This window comes from Sagittula sp. S175 (assembly GCF_049800975.1).
Taxonomy (GTDB): Bacteria; Pseudomonadota; Alphaproteobacteria; order Rhodobacterales; family Rhodobacteraceae; genus Sagittula.
The window spans coordinates 34,884-51,364 of the sequence record NZ_JBNAGB010000027.1; the positions used below are offsets into that span (position 1 = coordinate 34,884).

Below are 16,481 nucleotides of genomic sequence, written 5' to 3' on the forward strand. Positions count from 1 at the left end.
CAAGAAAGAGAGGGCGAAGCCTTGGGACAGTTTCCGAACACACTCACAATGGACGGCTGGTGGCTGGATGACCAAGCGCAGACAGCCTCCCGGCGCGATGAACGCCCCCGCCGCGACTGGCAGCGGGGCAGTGCTCTGGCCGTGCTGGTCCTGCTCGCCGACTGGCTGTTTCGCGGCGAAACTCTTGGCGTGTCACTGGCGCTCTTTGCCGGTATCCTATTTGCCATCGCGACCTGGGACGTCCCCGGCCACCGCAAGATCCGCCCCGCCTTGCTCGTCCTCGTCGGCAGCCTGCCCGCCATCGACTATGTCCAACTGCTCTCGGTCGTCTTTCTCCTCGCCAGCCTCGCCGCCGCGCTGGTGTGGGCGCGGGTTCGCGACGAAGACCCATGGCTTGCCACCGGCCTCGCCTGGCTGGCCCGTCTGCCAAAAGGCTGGACCACGCCCCTGACCCCCAGCCATTGGCGTGGCTTCACGCCCAGCGCTCCGCAACCGGCGACGCTGCGCCCGCTCCTGCGAGACTGGGGATTTCCCCTTGGCGGGTTGATGGTCTTTGGCGGGCTCATCCTGCGGGCCAACCCGCTGATCCTTCAGGCGCTCGATTGGGAGGTTGACCTCATGGACCTGATCGAACGCCTGCTGTTCTGGGCTGGCGTCGCGCTCATCCTCTGGCCTCTTCTGGACCGGACCTTGCCCGCACCAGCGGCTCTGCCCTCTCTCCCCGAGGTGGGCCCCCGCCTCGGCGTCAACCGCCGCTCGATCCTGCGGGCGCTATGGACCTTCAACGCCGTGATCGCGGTTCAAACCGTCACGGACATGCTCATCGTCCTCGGCGGCGCCGACTTGCCCCGCGGTATGAACCTCGCCGAATATGCGCATCGCGGCGCCTATCCGCTGCTGGTCACCGCTCTGCTTGCTGCCGGAGTGGCGCTCGCCGCCCGCCCCTTTCTGCAGGAACACCGTTCCATCAGCCCCCTGCTGCTGGTCTGGCTCGGTCAGAACCTTGTCCTGTGCGCCGGGGCCATGTTGCGGCTGGAACTCTACGTGCAAAGCTACGGACTGACCTACATGCGCGTTTACGCCTTTCTCTGGATGCTTCTGGTCTTCGGCCTGCTGGCGCTGGCCATCTGGCAAGTGCTGCTCGGCCTTTCTAACAGCTGGCTGATCTGGCGTGGCTTCGGCGCCGGGCTGGTCCTGCTCTATTCCGCCAGCTTCGTCAACTTCGCCGGCGTGATCGCCAGCTACAATCTCTCGCACCCCGACGTCGCGCGCGATCCCGCCTACATCTGTGCCCTCGGCCCGATGGCGGCCCCCGCAGTGTCCCGGTTCGGCACCGGATCCATGCCCTGTGACACCATTTATCCGACCGTCGAAGGCTGGCGCGACTGGGGCTTTCGCAAGTCGCGTTTGGCGGGTTAACAATCGGCAAGGAGAGCAGTCATGAAAATCCTTGTTGTCGACGATGACCCCCGCCTGCGTGACCTCGTCCGCACCGCGCTCGAACGCGCCGACCATAGCGTGACCTGCGCTGCCGACGGGGCGCAGGCCTTGGTCGAGGCTGCCCGCTCCGGGCCCGACCTCATCGTGCTGGACATCGGCCTGCCCGAGATGGACGGCTTCGAGGTCTGCCGCCGCATCCGCGCCCGGTCCGAAGTTCCGATCCTGTTCCTGACCGCCCGCGACGACGAGGTGGACCGCATAGTCGGACTGGAGATGGGCGCGGACGATTACGTGACGAAACCATTCTCACCACGCGAACTGGTCGCCCGCGTCGGCGCAATCCTGCGCCGCAGTGGAAGTGCCGCGCGGTCCGAGATACGCCGCCACGGCCGCGTGACGTTGGATATGACCGCACGCGTTTGCCGGGTAGATGAGGCGACAGTCGCCCTGACCGGAACCGAATTCCAGATGCTCGAAGCAGTGATGGCCTCGCCTGGGCGGCTGCTGAGCCGGATGGACATGGCCAATGCGGTCTGGGGCTCGGGCGCCCAACAATCGGACCGCACCATGGACAGCCATCTGCGGAACCTCCGCCGCAAGCTGGCCGAGGCGGGCTGTCCTGAGTCCATCGAGACCGTGCACGGGCAAGGCATTAGGCTGGGAGCCTGCTCTTGACCCGGCGATGGCGGCCTTCGCTGGGCTTCGTTCTGGGCGGGGCGCTGGCGGCGACGCTCGGGATGAGCTTTGTCGGGCTGGTGGTCTTGCGCTACCTCGGGCCGGAGATCGGCTTTCGCCCTGCGGCCGCCTTGCTGGGCGTCGTGATCACAGTGCTGACCGCTTTGTTGGGCGGGCTCTTGGTCCGCCTGCTGCTGCGCCCGATCCGGGCGCTCGAAGCATATGCCGAGGCAGAAGGAACTGCGCCCGTGCCAGTACACTACGGCACAAAGGAACTGCACGCCACGGCTGTCCGGGTCATCGCAATGGCCGAGGCCTTGCGCGATCGCGAAGCCACCATCCGCGCCTTTACCGACCATGTGACCCATGAGCTTAAGACGCCCGTGGCCGGTATCCGGGCGGCGGTGGAGTTGATGGAAGACGGCGGAAGCCTGTCGCCTGAAGATGCCAGACTGTTGGCGCAGGTAGACAGCGCCCGGCTGCAGATCGAACGCCAGTTGACCGCCCTGCGCAAGGCCGCTCAGGCCCGCGAGGTCCGCTATCTTGGGCAGTCCACGCTAAGCTCTTTCGCAAAATTGATCGATCTGCCGGACGGGCTCACGCTCGAGGTCAGGGGCGATGCCGTGCTTCCCATGGCTGAAGACGGCCTGGCACTTGTGGTTGGGCAACTTGTCCGCAATGCGTCCGAACATGGAGCTGGCCGTGTTACCTTGGACGGCGGCGATCGCTGGCTGGTGGTCGCGGACGATGGCCGGGGCGTTTCCAAAGGAAACGCAGCACGGGTGTTCGAACCCTTCTTCACCACGCGGCGGGAAGAGGGTGGAACCGGCATGGGACTTTCAATCGTGCAGAACATCCTCAAGGCGCATGGGGCGGACATTGCCTTGGAGCCTTCGGTGCTTGGTGCGCGGTTCAGGATCTCGTTTCGGTGACGGATTGACGGCCCCCGATATGCCTGACAAAAGTCAGACAACCACATCGGAGCCATCCATGCTGAACGATCCTGTTGCCCGGGCCCGCCGCTTTCATCGTGCCGTCACCACCGAGTCCGGCGTACTGGATTCCTCATTCTTGGGGCGTGGACGTCCGTTGGGACCTGCCCGTGTTCTGAATGCTATTGGGCACAAAATGCATGATGTCGCGGAAATCCGAGCTTATTTGCGACTGGATTCGGGACTGATGAGCCGCTTGTTGCGGGGGCTCGAAGATGAAGGTTTGATCGAGGTGCGAACGTCAGAAGAAGATGGTCGTCGCCGCGAAGCCCACCTCACCGCCTCTGGCCGTGCGGAATATGCCGAATACGAGCGACTTTCGGACCTTCAGGTTACAGACATTCTGTCGCGCCATCCCCGGCCCGACACCTTGCTGGAGGCCATGGACATTGTTGCCACGGCTTTGGGGTTTGACCGGATCACGATGGAGGAAGTCCCTCCCACCGACTCCCGGGCCTTGGCCTGCCTGGAAACCTACTACTCGGAACTGGCCCGACGTTTCGATACCGGTTTCGACGTCAAGCTGTCCGCCGACCCCGAGGCAAGTGACATGACGGCGCCGCGCGGAGCGTTCCTGATCGCCTTGTCGGACGGGTTGCCCATTGGCTGTGTCGGCCTGAAGGGGACGGAAAAAGGCTATGCCGAGATCAAGCGCCTGTGGGTGTCGCCTGCCGCCCGCGGTATGGGGCTGGCGGGACAACTGATGGACCGGATCGAGACGCGTGCGCGAGACCTGGGCGTTGCGCTCCTGCGGCTGGATACGAATGCGCAATTGCCCGAGGCCATCGCCTTTTACCGCAAGCGTGGATGGGTCGAGATCGACCGGTTCAACGACGATCCTTACCCGGATTTCTTTTTTGAAAAATCACTCTGACGCCTGCGGCGTGCGAGAGCCCCTGCCTCTCGCGCTCTCCGCGGTATTTTCGTCAAGATGAAGGAGGGCACGCGGCGCGCCTCCCCCCCGCATGGTCAGAGCGTGAAGGCCTTGCGGAAGGCTTCGAGCGCAGCGTCTTCATCGCCCATGGCGAAGGCCTCCATTCCGACGGTACATTGGTAGCCCATGTCTGCCAGCGCGCGGGCGATGCCCGCGTAGTTGATTTCACCTGTACCCGGTTCGCACCGACCCGGGTTGTCGGCGACCTGCACTTCGCCAATCCACGGCAAGCAGGCTTCGCACCAGCGCACAAGGTCACCCTCTCCGATCTGGGTGTGGTAGAGGTCGAGGTTGATCTTGAGCTGCGGGCGGTTGACCGCCGAAACCAGCGCCAGCACCTCCGCCGTGCTGCCGAAGGGGCATCCGGGATGGTCCAACGGGTTGAGGTTTTCGAGCGTGAATGTCACGCCTTCCGTTTCAGCCAGGTCGCAGATGCGGTTGAGTGTATCGCGGGCGCGCAAAGCCATGCCGGGGCTGAAAGCGCCATGCTGCGGAATCGGAATACCTCCGTCCCCAAGGCCGGTTCCGTGCAGGTTCAGACGCTGTACACCGAGACGTTTGCCAACCTGTGCAGTCTCGCGAGCGGAACTTAACAGCGTCTCGCATCCTTCAGCGTCGGTCAGCCGGCCTTCGAGGTAGCCGTTCATGATGGTGAAAGTGGCGCCGGTCTTTTCCAGTTCAACCAGATCCCAAGCCGGATAGTTCCAGAGGCCAACCCCGAATCCCATCTCGTGCAGCCGCGCCGCGCGCCAGTGTATCGGCCTGTCCTGCCAGAGCATTTCCGCACATGCGGCGAGTTGAAACGGTTGTGTCATGGGGGCTCTCGTGTCTGAGGATGTCGAGCTCTTGGGTAAATGTGCATATGGCCCAGCGTCCAGCAGGCCGCTTCAGATTTGACACGGAATGAAACGGGCTTGATTTCGGAGCCTCCGTTTCTCGCAGGATTGACATAGGTGATAATTTTAGTCAGGAAGACTCCGAACTGGGATTTCCGAGGGAAACAGTCATGAAATATCTTCTGACCTCCGCAGCGGTGATGACGCTGCTTGGTGCTCCGGCTTGGGCCATCGAGCGCAACGCAATTCTCGACAATTATGCCAACCTCGCGCAGGCTGGCTACGGCGACGCTGCCGAAACGGCAAAATCCCTGCGGGACGCTGTCGCTGCGCTGGTCGAAACGCCATCGGAAGAAAGGATGGCGGCGGCACGAACCGCATGGCTTGCAGCCCGAGTGCCCTACCAACAGACAGAGGCTTTCCGCTTCGGCAATCCGATCGTCGACGATTGGGAAGGAAAGGTAAATGCATGGCCGCTGGATGAAGGGCTGATCGACTATGTGGACTCCTCATACGGCGGTCCTTCGGATGAAAACGAATTCGCGGCACTGAACGTGGTGGCGACCCCCGTCTTTACCCTGTCGGGCGAAGCGGTGGACGCCTCTGAAATCACACCCGACCTGATCGGCGAGGTGTTGCACGAAGCGGATGGGATCGAGGCGAACGTCGCCTCGGGGTATCATGCCATCGAGTTTCTGCTCTGGGGGCAGGATTTGAACGGCCATGAATACGGTGCGGGAAATCGTGCATGGACGGACTTCGGCCTAGGCGCAGACTGCACCAACGGAAATTGCGACCGACGCGGCCAATACCTGTTGGCGGCAACGGATCTTTTGGTATCGGACCTCGAGTGGATGACGACACAGTGGGCCGATGATGGCGCGGCACGCGAGGCGCTATTGGCCGACGAAGGTGCCGGCATAGTGGCGATCCTGACAGGTATGGGATCGCTTTCCTACGGTGAACAGGCCGGCGAAAGGATGCGCCTTGGGCTGATGCTGAATGACCCGGAAGAAGAACATGATTGCTTCTCTGACAATACGCACAATTCGCATTACTACGATGGCATGGGTATCCGGAATGTCTACCTCGGGCGCTACGAACGGGTCGATGGCTCGGTGATCGAAGGGCCTTCTGTCAGTGATCTGGTTGCAGAGGTTGATCCGGACCTCGATGCGGAACTGAAGGAGAAACTGGACGCCAGCATGGTCGCGCTCGGAGCGATCAAGACGGCTGCAGAGAACGGCTTTTCCTATGATATGATGCTTGAACGCGGCAATGCCGAAGGTGAAGCGCTCGTCATGGGCGGGGTGAATGCGCTGATTGATCAGACCCGCAGCATCGAGCGCGTCGTGGCGCTCATGGGGCTCGACGGTGTGACGATCGAAGGATCGGACTCTCTGGACGCACCGGGCGCGGTCTTCCAATAAGGTTCGAAACAGATGTCGGGGCTGATGGGTGGCCCTGACATCGAGCCGGGCGCCTGCCACCCTCCGGCGGGCGTCCGGCATGATGCTGGAAAGACGGAGCAATCTGCATGAAACTTGGCGTTCTGGGGATGATGATGGTCGCAGGCAGCGCCTGTGCGCAGGACTTGTCCGACGTACACCTTGCGGTCGTGCCGAGGACGGCGGAGGAACGCGCACGAATAGCGGCAGTTCTGGCACATCCAGTGGATTTTGGCGTCCCCCAACGGTTCGAAGATATGCCAGGAGGTGCAGCCACAGTCCGCGCCCGTGACACCGCCGACGCGTTTTCGCAGCCATCCGGCAATATCTCCTTCGAGCGCGAACTGGATTTCAAGGTTGGCAACGGTCTTTTCCGCAAGGTCTGGGTGTCCGCGCCCTCATCTACCCTGGCATCGGACGGGCTGGGACCGCTTTACAACGCGCGGTCGTGCCAGCGATGCCACCTCAAAGACGGGCGTGGACATCCTCCCGAAGGACCAGAAGATACGGCCATCTCGATGTTTCTGCGCGTTTCCGTACCGGGTACGCCCGAGGATCTGATCCCCGAGATCGAAGGTTACCTGGCGACCCGCCCCGACCCGGTTTACGGTCTGCAACTTCAGGATTTCGGGCTTCCCGGTCATCCAGCGGAATACCGTTTGGACATTTCCCATGAGGAGCATCTTGTTCAGCTTTCAGACGGAGAAACGGCATCGTTGCGGGCCCCCAGCTATTCGGCTGCCAATCTCGGATATGGTCCCCTGGCCGAAGGAGCGATGCTGTCGCCGCGCGTCGCGCCGCAAATGATTGGCCTTGGACTGCTGGAAGCGATCCCGGCGGAGGATATTCTTGCCCTGGCGGACCCAGAGGACGCGAACGGAGATGGCATCAGCGGCAAGGCGCAGATTGTGTGGTCCGCGGAATTCGATCAGCCGATGTTGGGCAGATTTGGCCTGAAGGCGGGGGCTCCGACGATAAAGGAGCAGTCCGCAGCGGCATTTGCCGGGGACATCGGGATTTCGAACCCGTTGTTCGCGGCAGGCGCTGGTGACTGCACCGAGGCGCAGGTGGATTGCCAAGCCGCAGCACACGGAGATACCGACGAACGCGGCTTCGAGATCGACGCCGAGGGGCTTGACCTCGTGACCTTCTACTCGCGCAACCTGGCCGTCCCGGCGCGGCGTGGCTTTGACGATCCGGACGTTTTGGCAGGGAAACAGGTGTTTTACCAGACCGGCTGCCAATCCTGCCATCAGCCTTCCTTTGTCACCCACCGGTTGGAAGACCAGCCAGAACAGTCTTTTCAACTGATCTGGCCCTATTCCGACATGCTGTTGCATGACATGGGACCTGGGTTGGCTGATGGACGTCCGGAAGCACGTGCAGATGGCAGTGAGTGGCGGACCGCGCCCCTGTGGGGCATCGGATTGACGCAGACCGTTTCCGGCCACAGCTATTTCTTGCATGACGGGCGCGCAAGGTCACTTCTGGAAGCAGTGCTTTGGCACGGAGGCGAGGCACAGGCTCAGCGCGATGCCGTGATCGAAATGCCCGCGAAAGACCGCGCTGACCTTTTGAAATTTCTGGAGAGCCTGTGATGCTGAAACCATTGACGTGCTTTTTCTCGCTCTGCGCTGGCGCCGCGTTTGCCGCCCCGGATCCTTTGGAGATTGTGCAAAAGAACGTCGTGCCTCGCTTCGAAAGGCTGGCGAGCCAAGCAAACCTTCTGGAGGAAGCTGCCAAGTCGGACTGCTCACCGGACAGCCCTGCATTGCGAAGGGCGTGGGCACAGGCATTCGACGCATGGGTCGAGGTTAGCCATCTTCGATTTGGCCCCACCGAGGAACAGGATCGGGCCTTCGCGCTGGCGTTTTGGCCCGACACCCGTGGAGCGACGCCCAAGGCCCTCGCCGGATTGATTGCGTCCCAAGACCCGGTCGTCGTGGACCCCGGTGCCTTTGCAGACGTTTCGATCGCAGCACGCGGATTTTACGCAATGGAGTACCTGCTGTTCAATCCCAACTATGCGACGGAGTCGCCTTATGCCTGCACCTTGATCCAAGCCGAAGCGCGGGACATTTCCCGCCTCGCTAACGACATTCTAGCGGGCTGGATGACTTATCAGTTCGAATTCGCGGACAACTCGGAGCGATATCGTACACGCGAAGAAGGTCTTCAGGAGCTGTTCAAGGCTGTCACCACTGGGTTGCAGTTCACCTCTGATACACGGATTGGTCGGCCCATGGGCACCTTCGAAAAGCCGCGCGCGTCACGGGCCGAGGCGCGCCGCTCGGAGCGCTCGGTTCACCACGTGCGGCTCTCTTTGCAAGCGACCCAGGCCTTGGCGCTTTGGTTGGCAGCCGATTTGCCGAAGGTGAGCGAAGATATCGAAGCAGCATATGAAAAGGCATTTGCGGAACTGGACGCACAAGACAGCCCCGTATTCGCCGACGTCGATGATCCGACAGGCCGGTTCCGGGTAGAAATGCTGCAGGTAGCCGTGGACCAGGTTCGCGACGTGATCGCAAGGGAGTTGGGACCGGAATTGGGGGTTATCGCCGGTTTCAACTCGCAGGACGGAGATTGAGATGCTGTCACGCCGAAGCATGTTGAATGGGCTGATTGCCGCGGGCCTGATGCCTTCGCGCGGCTGGGCCGATGTCGGCGCACCAAGCTTTTTGGCAGCCGCAAAGGATGGTGCCGGATACGCGTTGCACGGCCTTTCGCAGAAGGGTGAAAGTCTATTCTCGGTTTCATTGCCCGCCCGAGGACATGCGGCAGCGGCGCATCCCGAACGCGCAGAGGCGGTGGCTTTTGCCCGCCGACCGGGCACCTACGCTGTTGTTCTGGATTGTCTTTCCGGAGCCTTGAAAGCTGAGCTTACCGCTCCTGCCGGGCGACATTTCTACGGCCATGGAGCATATTCCCCTGACGGATCTATTCTTTTCACCACGGAAAACGATTTCGAGACTGCAAAAGGCATCATCGGAATGTGGGATGTTTTCGGCGGCTATCGCCGATTAGGCGAGTTCGACTCTGGGGGTGTCGGCCCGCACGACCTTCGGCTCATGCCGGACGGCGCTTCGCTGGTGATCGCGAATGGAGGAATCGAGACCCATCCCGACTCCGGCCGCACCAAGCTGAACCTGCCTGTCATGGCTCCGAACCTGACGTATGTCTCCCTTTCGGGGGAGGTTCTGGAAACCGTCGAGCCGCCCGCAGAGGAGCATCTGAACTCGATGCGGCATCTTGCAGTAGATTCCTCTGGGCGCGTGGCGCTGGCGCTTCAGTGGCAAGGGGATGTGGCCGATGCCCCTGCCCTTTTGATGTTGCACCGGCGCGGTGAATACCCCACCTGGGCCATGGCCGACGGTCCGCGTCACGAGTTGATGAAAGGCTATGCCGGCAGCGTTTCCTTTTCCGGGAATGGGTCGCAGGTGGCCATAACATCACCCATGGGCGGACGCCTGCAGATTTTTTCATCTGACAAAGGTGAGTTTCTGCACGAAGTTCCGTTGGAGGATGTCTGCGGGCTGGCGGCGGGCACCAAGGGGTTTGTCGCCTCGACAGGGCTGGGCGGATTTCACACCATCGAAGACGGCACTTCCAATGCAATGCAGCCGCACAAACTGGCATGGGACAACCATATCGTACCAATTGGCGCATAGATGCACTGCGCCCGGGGATTGAGCCACATTTACAGGCATTTGCACTGAAACGAAGCAATGCGGCACGATAGCGGCTTGCACTCGACCAGCGGACAGGCACAAAGGCTGTATGAGCAACCGCCTAACCATCGTCGTCGTCGAAGAAGACCGGGATCGTGCGATCTCGATCATGGATGCCTTGCAGGCCGGCGGTGACTTTGACGTGCATGTCATCGGCAATGTCTCTGCCTTGGCGCGGCGCATCGCTGCGCTCAGCCCGGATGTCGTGCTGATCGACGTGGACAACCCCACGCGTGACATGCTTGAGGAACTGACGCTGGCCTCCGGCCCGATGGAACGCCCGGTTGCGATGTTCGTAGGCGGGGCGGCGGGCGGTTTGGCGCGCGAGGCGATCGAAGCGGGCCTGTCCGCCTATGTGGTGGATGGTTTGCATCCGGACCGTTTGAAACCGGTGCTGGACGCGGCGATTGCCCGGTTCCAGATGACACAGCAAATGCGCCGCGAACTGCTGGAAACCCGGCGCGCGCTGGAAGAACGCAAAGTCATTGACCGCGCCAAGGGCGTTTTGATGAAGGCGCGGGGCATCGACGAGGCCGCCGCCTACGCCTTGTTGCGCAAGGCGGCAATGGATCAAGGCCGTCGGGTGGCCGAAGTGGCCGAGGCCATCGTCACCACGGCGGGGCTTCTTGCATGAAAACCGTCGAAGTTCCCGTCGCTTACGTCCCGCTCGTGGACGCAGCCCCACTGATTATCGCGCAGGAAATGGGCTTTGCCGAAGCCGAGGGGCTCGCTTTAGACCTCGTACCCGCGTCGTCTTGGTCGTCTCTGCGGGACATGCTGGCCTTCGGACGGGTGGACGCGGCACATATGCTGTCGGCCATGCCGGTCGCCATGGCGCTGGGACTGGGCGGCGTGCGGCAGGACATATCTGCCGTCTCGGTGCTTTCGGTGAATGGCGACGTGATCGGCGTCAGCCGCGCCCTTGAAGATAAAATGCGCGCGAAGGGCTATTTCTTTGACTTCCAGGACCCGGTGCGCGCCGCCGAGGTGCTCGCCGATGTGGTGGACGGCAAGATCACTTTTGGCGTGCCCTTTCCCTTCTCAATGCACCAGGAACTCTTGGATTACTGGATTTCGAATTCGGCGCTCGCCGACATCGACTACGAGGTGCGGACCGTGCCGCCACCTCTGATGGCGCGGGCTCTGGCCGATGGTGATGTGGATGCATTTTGCGTAGGCGAGCCTTGGGGGTCACTGGCGGTGGATAGCCGCGCAGGTGCGCTGCTGATACCGGGGAACGCAATCTGGGCCTTCAGCCCGGAAAAGGTGTTGGGCGTGCGCACAGATTGGGCCGAGACGGAGCCGCACCTCTTGGGTCGCCTGATGCGCGCAGTCTGGAAGGCGGGACGCTGGCTGAAGGACGACGACCGGCGCGGGTCGGCATCAGAGATCCTGTCCCGCGCCCGCTACCTGAACGTGCCCGCCGAAATGATTGACCGCGCCTTGTCAGGCCGGTTCACGGTTTCAGGCCACGGCGAGCAGCGCGATTGCCCGCATTTTGTCGTGTTCCACAATGGCGCGGCTAATTTCCCCTGGCGCAGCCAGGCAAAGTGGATCGGCGCGCGACTTGCGGTCCGGAATGGGCTGGACGTGCGGCAAGCCATGGAAACTGCGGGCAGCGTCTTCCGCAGCGACATCTACCGCCAGCAATTGACCGGCACCGGCGCCGAAATGCCCGGCGCCTCGGAGAAACTGGAGGGATCGATTCTGACCCCTACGGCTGTTGCATCCAATGCGGGGCACCTGTCGCTTATGAAGGATGCGTTCTTTGACGGGCGCGTTTTTGATCCGCTCAAGGTATAGCGCCCGATTTTTAATCAAAGGTTTCGCTAAAGTCCGCCTTTCTGCGGCAGGATGCCGCTGCGATGCAGCATCGCCCTTGATCGGTCGACCGCTTTGGGTGAATCATCAAATCACCGGGTCACAAGGGCGTGGCCTGGTACGAAATTCTTCCCGATGATCGGGAGCACCGGAGCACCGTAGCTCACTGTCCGACGCACCTCCTCCCGCGTTGGATTGTGACTGCGGTGCTTTTGTTTTTTGGGCCTTGAGCCTGACAATAAAGGGACGACGTGACCATGAAGAAATTCCTTGCCGCCCTCGCCGCCACCACTGCCATGGTGAGCCCGGCCTTCGCGGAACTGGCGCTGGAGAAGGACGAACTGAAGTTCGGCTTCATCAAGCTGACCGACATGGCGCCGCTGGCCGTGGCCTACGAGCAGGGCTATTTCCTGGACGAAGGGCTGTTCGTGACGCTGGAAGCGCAGGCGAACTGGAAGGTGCTGCTGGACGGCGTGATCGGCGGGCAGCTGGACGGCGCGCATATGCTGGCCGGTCAGCCGCTGGCGGCGACGATCGGCTATGGCACCGAGGCGCATATCATCACGCCGTTTTCCATGGACCTGAACGGCAACGGCATCACCGTGTCGAACGCCGTCTGGGAGAAGATGAAGCCGAACCTGACCATGGATGCGGACGGCAAGCCGCAGCACCCGATCAGCGCGTCGGCTCTGGCTCCGGTGGTTGAGGAGTACAAGTCCGAGGGCAAGCCCTTCAACATGGGTATGGTCTTCCCGGTCTCGACCCACAACTACGAGCTGCGCTACTGGCTGGCGGCGGGCGGTCTGAACCCGGGGTTCTACTCACCCGAGAACATCTCCGGGCAGATCGGCGCGGATGTGCTGCTGTCGGTGACCCCGCCGCCGCAGATGCCCGCGACGCTGGAGGCCGGCACCATCGACGGCTACTGCGTGGGTGAGCCGTGGAACCAGGCAGCTGTCTTCAAGGGCATCGGCGTTCCGGTCATCACCGACTACGAGCTGTGGAAGAACAACCCCGAGAAGGTGTTCGGCATCACCGCCGAGTTCGCCGAGCAGTACCCGAACACGACGCTGGCCGTGACCAAGGCGCTGATCCGCGCCGCCATCTGGCTGGACGAGAACGACAACGCCAACCGCATGGAAGCGGTGGAGATCCTGTCGAAGCCGGAATACGTCGGTGCCGACCCGGAAGTGATCGCCAACTCGATGACCGGGACGTTCGAGTATGAAAAAGGGGACAAGCGCGACGTTCCCGACTTCAACGTGTTCTTCCGCTACAATGCGACCTACCCGTTCTACTCGGATGCCGTGTGGTACCTGACGCAGATGCGCCGCTGGGGCCAGATCGCCGAGGCCAAGCCGGACTCGTGGTACGACGAAGTGGCGAAGTCGGTCTACAAGCCGGAAATCTACCTCGAAGCGGCCCGCCTGCTGGTGGACGAGGGTCTGGCCAACGAGGCTGATTTCCCATGGGACAGCGATGGCTACAAGGCGCCGACCCCGGCCGGGGACGTGATCGACGGCATCGGCTATGACGGCAAGGCCCCGAACGCCTACCTGGAAAGCCTGCCGATCGGCCTGAAGGGCGAACAGATCGTCGAAGGCACCGAGGTAAAGGGCTGACGCCCGGTATGTCCCTGAAATCTTCTGCGGCTGCGAACGGATGCAGCCGCAGAAACACATCGCATCACGGCCGATGCACAATCCATGCACAACCCATGCACAAACCATGCGTATCGCAGGTGCAGCATCGCGGGTTTGCCTAAATTTTAAGCACGCCGTGGCAGAGCGCCGCGATGCAGCGAGGACAAGAGATGACAACCGTCGATCCGAACTTCACCGCAGAGGCCGACCGCGAAGCGCGGCGCGCGCGTCTGTTCACCCGCATCAACAAAGCCGACAAGTGGTTCCAGGTGATCGGCCTGTCCTGGGTCACGCCGGTGCTGAAGGCCGCCGCCGGGGACAACCCGCAGGCGCAGATGAAGGAAATCTGGCGGCTGCTGGTCGTGCCCGTGCTGGCGATCATCGGCTTCCTGCTGCTGTGGGGGACGCTGGCGCCGCAGGTGCAAACGTCGCTGGGCGCGGTGCCCGGACCGGCGCAGGTCTGGACCGAAGCCGTCAACCTGCATCAGGACGCGCAGGCCAAGGCCGCCAAGCAGGCGAAATTCGAAGCCATGGTGGAAAAGCGCAATGAAAAGCTGATCGCCGACGGCAAGGCTGATCAGGTCAAGGACGTGGCCTATACCGGCGCGCCCTCCTACTACCAGCAGATCTGGACCTCGATCAAAACCGTGTTCTTCGGCTTCCTGCTGGCGACCATCGTGGCGGTGCCGCTGGGCATCCTCGCCGGTCTGTCCCCTGCCGCCAATGCCGCGATCAACCCGCTGGTGCAAATCTTCAAGCCCGTGTCGCCGCTGGCCTGGCTGCCCATCGTGACCATGATCGTCTCGGCCGTGGCCGCTGCCGAAGGCGGGCTGTTTGCGAAATCCTTCATCATCTCGGCTGTCACCGTGACGCTGTGCTCGCTCTGGCCGACGCTGATCAACACATCTCTTGGGGTTGCCTCGATCGACAAGGACCTGGTGAACGTCTCCAAGGTGCTGAAGATGAACACCTGGACCAAGATCACCAAGCTGGTGCTGCCCTCGGCCCTGCCGCTGATCTTTACCGGCCTGCGTCTGTCGCTTGGTGTGGGCTGGATGGTTCTGATCGCCGCAGAGATGCTGGCGCAGAACCCGGGCCTGGGCAAGTTCGTGTGGGATGAATTCCAGAACGGCTCGTCCTCCTCGTTGGCCAAGATCATGGTCGCGGTCTTCACCATCGGCATCATCGGCTTCCTCTTGGACCGTGTGATGTTCGCCCTCCAGTCGCTCTTTACCTTCACCAACCAGCGCTGATTGGCTGAGAGGAACCCATCATGAGCATTCTCAAGTTCGACAATGTGTCCAAGTCCTTCGGCACCGGCACCGCCGCCACGAAGGTTCTGAAGAACATCGATCTGGACGTTCAGGAGGGCGAGTTCCTTGTCCTCCTGGGGTTCTCCGGCACCGGCAAGACGACACTGATCAACCTGATGGCGGGGCTGGAAAAGCCGACGCAAGGCGCCGTGACCTTCAAGGGCAAGCCCGTCGAAGGTCCGGGGCCGGAGCGTGGCGTGATCTTCCAAAGCTATTCGCTGATGCCCTGGCTGACGGTCGAGGGGAACGTTCGGCTGGCGCTGGACTCTGTCTTCCCCAAGATGCCAGCGGCAGAAAAGGCATCGAAAGTGGCGCATTACGTCAAGATGGTGGGGCTGAACCACGCTGCGACGCGTCGTCCGGCGGAACTGTCGGGCGGGATGCGCCAGCGGGTGAACGTGGCGCGTGCGCTGGCGATGTCGCCGGAGGTCCTGTTGCTGGACGAACCGCTGTCTGCGCTCGATGCGCTGACCCGCGCCAACCTCGCCGACGAGATCGAACACATCTGGGAGCAGGACAAGAAGACCTGCGTGCTCATCACCAACGACGTGGACGAGGCGATCCTGCTGGCGGATCGCATCATCGCGCTGAACCCGGACGGGACTTTGGGCGAGGAATTCAAGGTCACCATCCCGCGCCCGCGCGACCGGGGCGAGATGAACCATGACGAGGTGTTCAAGCAGCTGCGCAAGGACGTCACCGGCTACCTGATGGATGTGGGCATGTCGGCCAAGACCGAAGGCGTGCGCGTGCTGCCGGGCATCAAGCCGAACCACACGGTGCCGGCGGCTGTGCGCGAAGCCGCGGCCAGCGGGATCGAGGAGAAGTACCTGGAGTTCTCGCAGCTGCACAAGATCTACCCGACGCCCAAGGGTCCGCTGACGGTGGTCGAGGACTTCAACCTGAAGCTCAACAAGGGAGAATTCATCTCGCTGATCGGGCATTCCGGCTGCGGCAAGTCGACCGTGCTGACTATGGCGGCGGGGCTGAATTCGGTGTCGAAAGGCGTCATCAAGCTGGACGGTTACGAGGTGCGCGACGCGGACCCGGAACGCGCCGTGGTGTTCCAGTCGCCCAACCTCTTCCCCTGGCTGACCGCGCGCGAGAACTGCGCCATCGGCGTGGACAAGGTGTACCCCAAGGCCTCGCAGGCCGAGCGGCAGGATGTGGTGGAATACTACCTCGAGCGTGTCGGTCTGGCGGATGCCATGGATCGGTCGACCGCCGACATGTCGAACGGAATGAAGCAGCGCGTCGGCATCGCGCGGGCCTTTGCCCTGTCGCCCAAGCTGCTGTTGCTCGATGAGCCCTTTGGCATGCTGGATTCGCTGACGCGCTGGGAGTTGCAGGAAGTGCTGATGGAGGTCTGGGACCGGACCAAAGTCACGGCTGTCTGCGTGACGCATGACGTGGACGAGGCGATCCTGCTGGCGGACCGCGTGGTCATGATGACCAACGGGCCGCAGGCGACGATCGGCAAGATCGTGGACGTGGACCTGCCCCGCCCGCGCACCCGCAAGGCCCTGCTGGAGCACCCGGATTATTACCGCTACCGTCAGGACGTTCTGGATTTCCTCGAGGAATACGAGCACGGCGCAAAGCCCAAGGCGAAGGTGGCCCCAAAGGCCATCGCGGCGGAGTAACAGGGATG

At 62.3% G+C, this 16,481-nt stretch carries 14 protein-coding genes; 13 read left to right on the plus strand and 1 reads right to left on the minus strand.

Going from position 1 to position 16,481, the window contains the following annotated elements:
* The first annotated feature begins 21 nt into the window (after nucleotides 1-21).
* From ACP16H_RS22940 to ACP16H_RS22955, 4 genes are read left to right on the plus strand one after another with little or no spacing between them, the layout of a single operon-like run.
* Nucleotides 22-1,419, plus strand: coding sequence for a DUF4173 domain-containing protein (locus ACP16H_RS22940; RefSeq protein ID WP_425074562.1), 1,398 nt, complete (start codon nucleotides 22-24; stop codon nucleotides 1,417-1,419).
* Nucleotides 1,420-1,440: 21 nt separating this feature from the next.
* Nucleotides 1,441-2,115, plus strand: a complete 675-nt coding sequence (locus ACP16H_RS22945) for a response regulator transcription factor (protein ID WP_425074563.1) — start codon at nucleotides 1,441-1,443, stop codon at nucleotides 2,113-2,115.
* The gene (locus ACP16H_RS22950) at nucleotides 2,112-3,047 is read left to right on the plus strand and encodes a sensor histidine kinase (RefSeq protein WP_425074564.1); all 936 of its coding nucleotides are present in this window, start codon (nucleotides 2,112-2,114) and stop codon (nucleotides 3,045-3,047) included. Before ACP16H_RS22945 ends, ACP16H_RS22950 begins: the two co-directional genes overlap by 4 nt.
* Before the next feature lie 58 nt (nucleotides 3,048-3,105).
* On the plus strand, nucleotides 3,106-3,981 hold the full coding sequence (locus tag ACP16H_RS22955) for a bifunctional helix-turn-helix transcriptional regulator/GNAT family N-acetyltransferase (protein WP_425074565.1): 876 nt from the start codon (nucleotides 3,106-3,108) through the stop codon (nucleotides 3,979-3,981).
* Nucleotides 3,982-4,076: 95 nt separating this feature from the next.
* Here ACP16H_RS22955 and ACP16H_RS22960 read toward each other — a convergent pair whose 3' ends face one another.
* Entirely contained in the window at nucleotides 4,077-4,856 is a 780-nt protein-coding gene (locus ACP16H_RS22960) for a TIM barrel protein (RefSeq protein ID WP_425074566.1), read from the minus strand.
* 191 nt (nucleotides 4,857-5,047) lie between these two features.
* Here ACP16H_RS22960 and ACP16H_RS22965 point away from each other — a divergent pair, with 191 nt between their 5' ends.
* The 9 genes from ACP16H_RS22965 to ACP16H_RS23005 all read left to right on the plus strand — a co-directional run bounded on the left by ACP16H_RS22965 (nucleotide 5,048) and on the right by ACP16H_RS23005 (nucleotide 16,473).
* Complete coding sequence (locus ACP16H_RS22965) at nucleotides 5,048-6,307, plus strand: imelysin family protein (RefSeq protein ID WP_425074567.1); 1,260 nt, start codon at nucleotides 5,048-5,050, stop codon at nucleotides 6,305-6,307.
* A 107-nt stretch (nucleotides 6,308-6,414) separates the two neighbouring features.
* A complete protein-coding gene (locus tag ACP16H_RS22970) occupies nucleotides 6,415-7,923 on the plus strand; it encodes a di-heme oxidoredictase family protein (protein WP_425074568.1) in 1,509 nt (502 codons plus the stop codon).
* Nucleotides 7,923-8,912 carry an imelysin family protein gene (locus ACP16H_RS22975; RefSeq protein WP_425074569.1) on the plus strand — a complete coding sequence of 330 codons (990 nt, stop codon included), beginning with the start codon at nucleotides 7,923-7,925 and terminating at the stop codon, nucleotides 8,910-8,912. Before ACP16H_RS22970 ends, ACP16H_RS22975 begins: the two co-directional genes overlap by 1 nt.
* Before the next feature lies 1 nt (nucleotide 8,913).
* Nucleotides 8,914-9,993: a DUF1513 domain-containing protein gene (locus ACP16H_RS22980; protein WP_425074570.1), complete on the plus strand. Its 1,080-nt coding sequence runs from the start codon at nucleotides 8,914-8,916 to the stop codon at nucleotides 9,991-9,993.
* 109 nt (nucleotides 9,994-10,102) lie between these two features.
* Nucleotides 10,103-10,687 (plus strand): ANTAR domain-containing response regulator, encoded by a 585-nt coding sequence (locus ACP16H_RS22985; RefSeq protein ID WP_425074571.1) that lies wholly within the window; start codon nucleotides 10,103-10,105, stop codon nucleotides 10,685-10,687.
* Nucleotides 10,684-11,856, plus strand: coding sequence for a CmpA/NrtA family ABC transporter substrate-binding protein (locus ACP16H_RS22990; protein WP_425074572.1), 1,173 nt, complete (start codon nucleotides 10,684-10,686; stop codon nucleotides 11,854-11,856). Before ACP16H_RS22985 ends, ACP16H_RS22990 begins: the two co-directional genes overlap by 4 nt.
* Before the next feature lie 275 nt (nucleotides 11,857-12,131).
* Nucleotides 12,132-13,496 (plus strand): CmpA/NrtA family ABC transporter substrate-binding protein, encoded by a 1,365-nt coding sequence (locus ACP16H_RS22995; RefSeq protein WP_425074573.1) that lies wholly within the window; start codon nucleotides 12,132-12,134, stop codon nucleotides 13,494-13,496.
* 191 nt (nucleotides 13,497-13,687) lie between these two features.
* Nucleotides 13,688-14,770 (plus strand): ABC transporter permease, encoded by a 1,083-nt coding sequence (locus ACP16H_RS23000; RefSeq protein ID WP_425074574.1) that lies wholly within the window; start codon nucleotides 13,688-13,690, stop codon nucleotides 14,768-14,770.
* Nucleotides 14,771-14,790: 20 nt separating this feature from the next.
* Complete coding sequence (locus ACP16H_RS23005) at nucleotides 14,791-16,473, plus strand: ABC transporter ATP-binding protein (RefSeq protein ID WP_425074575.1); 1,683 nt, start codon at nucleotides 14,791-14,793, stop codon at nucleotides 16,471-16,473.
* Nucleotides 16,474-16,481 lie beyond the last annotated feature (8 nt).